At 44.8% G+C, this 7,413-nt stretch carries 9 protein-coding genes; 5 read left to right on the top strand and 4 right to left on the bottom strand.

The genetic code is table 11. The annotated features are described in order from the left end of the window. Positions 1-135: 135 nt before the first annotated feature. The 3 genes from V3S16_RS07830 to V3S16_RS07840 all read right to left on the bottom strand — a co-directional run bounded on the left by V3S16_RS07830 (position 136) and on the right by V3S16_RS07840 (position 1,415). A complete protein-coding gene (locus V3S16_RS07830) occupies positions 136-636 on the bottom strand; it encodes a helix-turn-helix domain-containing protein (RefSeq protein ID WP_413884119.1) in 501 nt (166 codons plus the stop codon). A gap of 136 nt (positions 637-772) precedes the next feature. Further along, a complete protein-coding gene (locus V3S16_RS07835; RefSeq protein WP_413884120.1) occupies positions 773-1,183 on the bottom strand; it encodes a PIN domain-containing protein in 411 nt (136 codons plus the stop codon). Continuing rightward, positions 1,152-1,415 (bottom strand): AbrB/MazE/SpoVT family DNA-binding domain-containing protein, encoded by a 264-nt coding sequence (locus V3S16_RS07840; protein ID WP_413884121.1) that lies wholly within the window; start codon positions 1,413-1,415, stop codon positions 1,152-1,154. Before V3S16_RS07840 ends, V3S16_RS07835 begins: the two co-directional genes overlap by 32 nt. A gap of 278 nt (positions 1,416-1,693) precedes the next feature. On the opposite strand from V3S16_RS07840, the gene V3S16_RS07845 reads away from it, so the two are divergent. The 3 genes from V3S16_RS07845 to V3S16_RS07855 all read left to right on the top strand — a co-directional run bounded on the left by V3S16_RS07845 (position 1,694) and on the right by V3S16_RS07855 (position 3,429). Then, a complete protein-coding gene (locus tag V3S16_RS07845; protein ID WP_413884122.1) occupies positions 1,694-1,939 on the top strand; it encodes a type II toxin-antitoxin system Phd/YefM family antitoxin in 246 nt (81 codons plus the stop codon). Continuing rightward, positions 1,936-2,322, top strand: a complete 387-nt coding sequence (locus V3S16_RS07850; RefSeq protein ID WP_413884123.1) for a type II toxin-antitoxin system VapC family toxin — start codon at positions 1,936-1,938, stop codon at positions 2,320-2,322. The genes V3S16_RS07845 and V3S16_RS07850 overlap by 4 nt, the downstream gene beginning before the upstream one ends. A gap of 279 nt (positions 2,323-2,601) precedes the next feature. Then, on the top strand, positions 2,602-3,429 hold the full coding sequence (locus V3S16_RS07855) for a hypothetical protein (protein ID WP_413884124.1): 828 nt from the start codon (positions 2,602-2,604) through the stop codon (positions 3,427-3,429). Positions 3,430-3,463: 34 nt separating this feature from the next. Here the strand turns inward: V3S16_RS07855 and V3S16_RS07860 are convergent, their stop codons facing one another. Further along, complete coding sequence (locus V3S16_RS07860) at positions 3,464-4,171, bottom strand: hypothetical protein (protein ID WP_413884125.1); 708 nt, start codon at positions 4,169-4,171, stop codon at positions 3,464-3,466. A 633-nt stretch (positions 4,172-4,804) separates the two neighbouring features. On the opposite strand from V3S16_RS07860, the gene V3S16_RS07865 reads away from it, so the two are divergent. Together V3S16_RS07865 and V3S16_RS07870 are read left to right on the top strand one after the other, a co-directional pair. Next, positions 4,805-6,307 carry a sigma 54-interacting transcriptional regulator gene (locus tag V3S16_RS07865; RefSeq protein WP_413884126.1) on the top strand — a complete coding sequence of 501 codons (1,503 nt, stop codon included), beginning with the start codon at positions 4,805-4,807 and terminating at the stop codon, positions 6,305-6,307. A 35-nt stretch (positions 6,308-6,342) separates the two neighbouring features. Further along, positions 6,343-6,816, top strand: coding sequence for a low molecular weight protein arginine phosphatase (locus tag V3S16_RS07870; RefSeq protein WP_413884127.1), 474 nt, complete (start codon positions 6,343-6,345; stop codon positions 6,814-6,816). Positions 6,817-7,413: the final 597 nt, after the last annotated feature.

Consider the following 7,413-nt stretch of genomic DNA (forward strand, 5'->3'; position numbering starts at 1 on the left):
GTTTTTCCGTAATGTTTATGGATTTTTTCTTTTAAGGGCTCAATTAGCGCAGGATCAATCAAATTCAGCTCGTCGAGACGGTATAGAAAGGCTTCGGCTGAAATGCCGAAACGGTGCTTGATGCGCAGCAACAGCTCATAAGACCAGCGTTTTTTTTGGATGCCTAATTGGGCGACCGTTTCCCTGACAGCGGCGCACGGTTTCCGAGAGTATTTCCATCCCTTGCCTGCTGGGTTCAAAAGGGATAAACAGCGGAATTTTGGCGTGTTTTTGGGCGTTGCAGATATCTTCCAGTGCCCAGAATGCATCGATTATATCCTGGGCCATGGCTTTGGGCTTGGACGGCAGCACTTCATCGGGCTTATCCATGGGTACCAGAAAAGGGTCGCGGGCACTTTCATGCTGAAAAGATCTGAAATCCTGCTCGTGTTCGGCAAACAGTGTGTCCACGGAAACGCCCAATGCCTTGGCCAGCCGGTATATCACTGATGCGGACGGCGCGTTTACACCGCGTTCTATCCGCCCCAGAGGCACCTGGTTCATTCCAATTTTGGCGGCCAGCTCGGCCATGGTCCAACCTCGTTCTCTTCTTAGGCTCCGGATATTCTCCCCGATGAATCCCAGGTCGACTTTCATGCCCCTATTGTTACCTTTTAGTTCTATTTTTGTTAATATATTTATATTTTATAAAACTAATTAAATCTATATGGGTTTATTTTGGAGTCCGGGTCAAGGGTGAAATCCGTGGTTTATTAAAGTACTTTCCGGCATTTTATAAGGTTTCAGTGACGGCTTTCAATTTCAGCATATCTTTGTCAAAGGAAACAACGACCCGTAAAGAAGAAGACATGGCGGCGAGAACACAATCTACAATATCAGTATTTGAAGTTTCGAATTTCAGCAGGGCCTGAAGCAGTTCAGAGCGGTTTGAATTTACGATACCGGAAAAATTGAGAATTTTACTGAGCTTTTCCGAGATTTTTTCTCTCGGAATCCGGTAAAATTTTTCCATGACATAGACACATTCAGCGGTAACGACATCAAGCATCTCGGCCTTTACTGTTCCATTGGCAACCTTTGACATAAACGCAGTTGCTTTGGGACTAAGCTCGGAATGATCCCCTAATAAAAACCTGAGAATAATATTGGTATCAATCAGATAGACCTTCTTTGGCTGCTTCATCTGCAATTTTTCCTTTAATCCTTTGCCGGATTTTGTCTAACGGTACGTATTTTTCTGCATATTTATTAAGGCTTCCCGCCAATCGGTCCACCGGTTCGGCGGGGATCCCTTTAAGCTTAACTACATCATCCTCCATCAGGAACAACACCCCCCCTTCTTTTTCGATCTTTAATTTTTCTCGGATGACCTTGGGTATTGTTACCTGACCTTTTTTTGAAATCTTGGCATACATTTTAAGTCCTTTCTGTCTTTTTATTTATTTCCTACTTTTCAATATATCTTTACTATATATAATTGTCAAACAATACTCTCGAGTCTGCCCAAAATTTATTTTCAGCCTTTTTACCGTAGGGAGTGAGCTTTTCTTTTACCGTCTTCGGTCTGGTAGAGAATAATTTCCGAAAATATTTTTTAACTGTGTTCTGCGTGTGCATCCGTGTCTATTTGTGGTTAACAAGCCTTTAAAAAAAGCTTCTTGACTTAGTTTAGTTTCTGGTTTATATATTGGTCATGATTCGACTCAACATCCACGAAGCCAAGACCCATCTTTCCCGTTATCTGAAACGCCTGGAACAGGGAGAGACGATCCTGCTGTGCAAACGGAACGTGCCCATTGCCGAGATACGTCCGCTGTCGAAGCAGCGCGAGCGGCCCCGTCCGGTCGGTCTGGCCAAGGGCGATTTCAAGTTACCCCCCGAATTCTTCGATCCCCTGCCAGAGGATCTCCTGGACGCCTTTGAGGGAAAGCGCAATTGAAACTGCTGCTGGACACCTGCACGTTTCTTTGGATCATTTCCGGTGATAAGGCCCTGTCAAAAACAGCCTCAGGCCTTCACGCCGATCCATCGAACCGTGTCTTTCTGAGCAGCGTTTCGTCCTGGGAAATCAGCATCAAGTACGCCTTGGGCCGCCTGCGGCTGCCCCGGCCTCCTGCTCAGTACATCCCGGCCCAGCGTGAAGCCCACGGCATTGAAAGTCTTGCCCTTGAAGAAGATGCCGCTGTGCACCTGCCCAAGCTTCCGGATTACCATCGCGACCCCTTTGACCGGATGCTCATCTGTCAGGCGCAAATCCATGGTATGGTTATCCTTACCCCCGACGATTTGATCTCGCGCTATCCGGTGCGTTGCACATGGTAACTCCAACCTAAACTGAGCGTTCCAAATTTTAAAAGGGGATCAAATATCCTTTATTTTTGGATCATCTCCAAAAGAGTTGGAGTGATCCTAAAGATTCAAGGGGTCGAGTGAAATACTGTAAAATATCTATGCCTTAATAGCAGAAGTTGAAAGGATGCTCAAAACGATGATAAAATCATTTGAAAGCAAACACTTGAATCCTTGGACCCTCTCCTCCAACTAAATTGGAGAAGAACCTATGATTTTAACCTGACGTATGGATGAAGCGGGACTGAGATATTGGAAAGCTACTTTCAACACCAGGCGGACCTTGCCAAAAAAGAATGCAAAATGCAGTGTCCGGATGACTGCCGTGCACCCGGATGCCGGCTGGCCGAAGTTATTGTTGAGACCACCCTTTTTGACCTGATCAGACTCAGCCTGGTTTTAAATACGCCCGTGTCCAGCCTCTTTTTGCACCACTGCCACCTGGGGCTCCAGAGTTGTGAACAAAATCTCCGCTACCAGCGCCTGCTGATAAAGCTTAAAAAGCCATGCCGTTTTCTTGAAAAATCACGCTGCGCGGTGCACGGATCAAAACCGCTTAATTGTGTTTTGTTCCCGGAATATCACCACATAAAAGGGCTTGTATCGGCGCTTGTTAGAGGTCCGGTCTTTAGTAAATTCCCATGCTTGAAGAACGAAATGTTCATCTCGGACCAAAGAAGCACGGCTTTAAAGAAGTTAAGGTTAATGAGCCGCCGGGAAGAGGCTCTTTCCGGCTTTTTTATATTTAATACCCCGCCCTATATTTTTGACTCCAAACCGCTGACCAAACACTTGAAAAAAGAAAACCCTAACAAGAAACCGATTACACTGAAAGACTACGACAGGCTTATAAACGAAAAACTTAAACCAACCGGCCTTTTAGACAGCATTAACGATAAAATCTCCCGCCTGGACACACGGGCGGGTATGGAAAGTCTTTTTGAGAAACTTAAAGACGATGCGTTGATGAAACCGCTTCTGGCCAAGATGGACACACCGGAAATAGTTTACAAGTTGAAGGGAAATAGTTTAAAAAGGCTTAAAAGAAGACTCCAGCCGTCGGAATTTTATTTTAGATGATCAAAGTGCAGACGGCGGTAACTTTACCGTAAGGTCACCTGTACAGGTAAAGAGCTTTATCATAAATCGTAGTATATGATTGGCCGCTTTCAGGCTCCGTAACGGTTACGCTTAAATTGGCATCTAAGCCGCTGTAGCCGGCCAAGTCGGAAGGAGGATCGTAACTAAAGGATAAAGTGTTATCATCTCCGATAACGACCGCTTGAGTCTGCTCCATTATAACTTGATTGGCGTCGTAGTGTATCTCAGTGATCACCAGTTCACGCTGCCAGGTTCCGGTTTCAGGATCATAGACATAGTTATAGGTATTATAAGAAGTATCATAATCATTGGTATTGGTAAGCGTAGTAGTTATAAGCAGTTTTGTCCCCTCAAATCCTCCCGGAGGCGTAAGCGTCATAGAATAATCTATTTCGTCAGCCTGGTTTACGCGCACACGTACAGTGTCTGACGACGTATAGTTCTTTATCATTGATTCATAAATAGTTAAAACACGAGCATATAAAGCATATGAGGCACTGTCCGGATCTAACGGCTCAAGATAAGACTGGTATCTTGCATAGCTCGAATTAAGAAAATTGAGATGATAATCCTCCGTATTGAATTCTATGCTCACTATCGAAGCCAAATCCAGCACGGATTCTTCCAGCTCTGCTTCCCGGACAGGGCGGCCCCTGGCGCTCTTTTCTCTTCCACTGTCTTTGTCATGGCCGTAAGGGTCTCTCATTTTGGGTTTTCCCATATTCCCCTGTCCTCCCTTGTCGAAAGGATTATGGGCCCATCTCGTTTTTTCCAAAGCAGCAAAGAGGGTTTTTGCTTTATGCTTTGATTGTCCATTGCCTCTACCCTTGCCGGGTTTAGCATATACATGAGCAGCTATCAGGGTAATGCATATCATTGCCATAAACAAATTTTTTAATGACCTCATTTTTATTACCCTCTTTTCAATAACAGGGCAACTGCCGTCTCCCCGTTACATGATTTAGGCCGGGGCTTTGTATCCCGCCCTTTGGAGCTTCTATCAATCAAACTTTACTTTCTAATGGAGCAAATAACATGCCAAACCGCACAAAAGAGAGGCACGCTTTGCATCTCCTTGATTCGATTGCAATTACTGGCCTTGTCAAAAGGTTCGCAATATTTTTCAATCCATAATACCGTCTACAAAAGTAGACACCCATTTGTTTTTTTATATACACCTGGCATAAGACAATTTGTCGTTGGGCTCATTTATATACGAGTTGTCGCTCAACTTAGGTTAAATACAGTTAAACTTTATCCCCCCTGGTGTCGATATACAAAAATATACACCTAAATTAATCTATTTTTTATAGTATTCAAAATCATACAGACCTTAAGCATTAGGAGAAAAATAATGCATAAAAAATTATCAGCACCTGATTCCGCCATAGATTATTTTAAGGAAATCTCGACATGGGTCTCCTCGGTACTTGATCTGGACACCCTCCTGGAACTCATCATCGAGACCGCCACCCGCACGATGCAGGCCAAAGCCAGTTCTTTGTTGCTGCTTGATCAAAAAACCAAAAAACTTTACTTTAAAGTTGCTACCGGCGAGAAGAAAGAAGAGGTCATGAAATACGAGGTCAACCTGGGCCAGGGGATTGCCGGTTTTGTTGCTGAAAAAGGAGAGCCTCTGCTCGTACCTGATGTAAAAAAGGATAAGCGGTGGTTCAAGGAAATAAGCGAATCCATAGGGTTCCAGACCCGATCGATCGCCTGTGTGCCGATGAAGGCTGATGGAAAAGTCATCGGAGTGGTAGAAATCATTGATAAAGAAGATGGAAGCGCCATCGGAAATGAAGACATGCAGCTTTTAACGGTCTTCGCCGAACTGGCCTCCCTTGCTATTAACAGAGCCCAAAAAATCGAACAGGTTAAAAAAGAAAACCGGGACCTCAGAGAAGAAATCGGGGGCAAATACCAGTTAGTTGGGGAAAGTGCCGCCCTTAAGAAAGTCATTTCAGATGCGTATTTAGTGGCCAACTCGAAAACCAGCACCCTGGTTTTAGGAGAAAGCGGAACGGGGAAGGAATTATTAGCCAGGTTGATACACCGGGCGGGCTCCAGGAAGAGAAAGCCAATGGTTGTGATTAATTGTGCCGCACTGCCTGAGGATCTCTTAGAATCTGAAATGTTCGGCCATGAAAAAGGTGCCTTTACAGGAGCCACCAGCCTCAAAATAGGCAAATTTGAATTAGCTGACGGCGGTTCTATTTTTCTTGATGAAATAGGCGAAATGAATCCGAGAATTCAGGCCAAGCTTTTGCGGGCAATAGAAGAGGGTGTATTTTGCCGGGTCGGCGGCAATACACCAATAAATGTGGATGTCAGAATCATCTCAGCAACAAATAAAGATATTACCAAAGAAACCGAAGAAGGGAGGTTTCGCGAAGACCTTTACTATCGGCTGAATGTTGTCCAAATCCATATGCCTGCGCTGAAAGAAAGGAAAAAGGATATCCCCCTCCTGGCGAACTACTTTTTGGATATTTTAAAGCGGGAAAGAGGTGCCCTCAATTTGGTGATCTCGGAAAAAGCCATGGAAAAGATGATTGAGCATGATTGGCCCGGTAATGTAAGAGAACTGAGAAACGCCGTAGAACGTGCCGTGGTCATGGGTAATAAAAGGGAAATTTTACCTGAGGACCTGCCTATTTATGAGAGGAAAACACATTTTCATGGCTTGCAGGCGGGACTGACACTCAAAGAAGCTATGGACAGATTCAAAAAAAAGTTTATTACCGTGACCCTGGAACACTCGAACGGCAATAGAAGTGAAGCATCTAAAATTCTGGGGATTCAAAGAACCTACCTGTCTAAAATGATATCACGCTATGATATCTCGGGGATTTGATTTACCGACCAAATTTGATGATCTCGTATATTGATATGACCGAACAATTCAAAAATTTCTTATTCGTTTGCCTGGGCAATATTTGCCGGAGCCCTTTTGCCGAAGGCCTTTTCAGGGAACTGGCAGCTCAAAAAAGACCACCGGGCCTTAGAGCCCGGTCAGCAGGACTAATTGCTTTGCCCGGCAATTCGGCTACTTACATGGCCCAACAGGTTGCTGCTGAATACGCTGTAGACCTGGCTGGCCACCAGGCCCAGCCCGTGTCGCCAGACCTGATGGACTGGGCCGACTTGATCCTGGTCATGGAAAAATCCCACCAAGATTCACTGCTAAACATTTATCCGGAAACGGCGGACAAGATTCAGCTAATCAGACACTATGCCCGCTACGGTTCAAGAAAGCGCGGCATTGCCGACCCCTATGGACTCGATTATGAGGCCTACCGCTTCTGCTTCCTTGATATCGAAGATGCCGTAGCAGGTCTCGTAAAGTCTCTGAAGTCCCGGTAACCCCTATTGAGCGAAAACGCTCAATAGGGTGTCCGTTGTCCTTCGTGCGTCGTCCGTTGCTAAGGCAATAAAAAGCGGAGATTATATTTCAACTACATGTGAAACACAAAAAGAGGCCCTAAGAACCTGTAAAACCACTGACTACGGACAACTGACCACAAACGCCTAATCGAGGGCTCGATTAGGGTGTAAATAAATGTGACGATATAGCTTATGTTCAGACCTCGTAAATAATGACAGATTACTGGGAAAATTTTGGACAAAAGGCTCCATTTCTAATCAAAGAGTTGGGTTCAAAGGTTCAATGTTCAAAGGTTCAGAGTTCAGAGGTTCAAGGTTCAGAGGTTCAGAGGTTCAGGGGTTCAGGGTTCATAAGTGCAATGTTTTTTGCCCCGGATGGACTGTGGAAGGTTTACGGAAAAAGATGAACATCGAACATCGAACATCGAATGATGAATAAAAAAAACGAATGAAATTAAATTGCAGAGCGGAGCGACATCATTATTCGATGTTCAACGTTGGACGTTCAATGTTCGATGTTAAGTCTGTTCGGGGTTCAGAGGTTCAGAGGTTCAGGGTTAACGCAGAACCCAGAAC

The sequence above is a fragment of the Candidatus Desulfatibia sp. genome (assembly GCF_036446775.1).
Lineage (GTDB): Bacteria > Desulfobacterota > Desulfobacteria > Desulfobacterales > UBA11574 > Desulfatibia_A.

What these genes read in the sequence shown, in the direction of transcription:
- V3S16_RS07830 (WP_413884119.1), bottom strand. Translation starts at nt 636, where the DNA reads ATGAAAGTCGACCTGGGATTCATCGGGGAGAATATCCGGAGCCTAAGA.
- V3S16_RS07835 (WP_413884120.1), bottom strand. Translation starts at nt 1,183, where the DNA reads ATGAAGCAGCCAAAGAAGGTCTATCTGATTGATACCAATATTATTCTC.
- V3S16_RS07840 (WP_413884121.1), bottom strand. Translation starts at nt 1,415, where the DNA reads ATGTATGCCAAGATTTCAAAAAAAGGTCAGGTAACAATACCCAAGGTC.
- V3S16_RS07845 (WP_413884122.1), top strand. Translation starts at nt 1,694, where the DNA reads ATGATTCGACTCAACATCCACGAAGCCAAGACCCATCTTTCCCGTTAT.
- V3S16_RS07860 (WP_413884125.1), bottom strand. Translation starts at nt 4,171, where the DNA reads ATGGGAAAACCCAAAATGAGAGACCCTTACGGCCATGACAAAGACAGT.
- V3S16_RS07865 (WP_413884126.1), top strand. Translation starts at nt 4,805, where the DNA reads ATGCATAAAAAATTATCAGCACCTGATTCCGCCATAGATTATTTTAAG.
- V3S16_RS07870 (WP_413884127.1), top strand. Translation starts at nt 6,343, where the DNA reads ATGACCGAACAATTCAAAAATTTCTTATTCGTTTGCCTGGGCAATATT.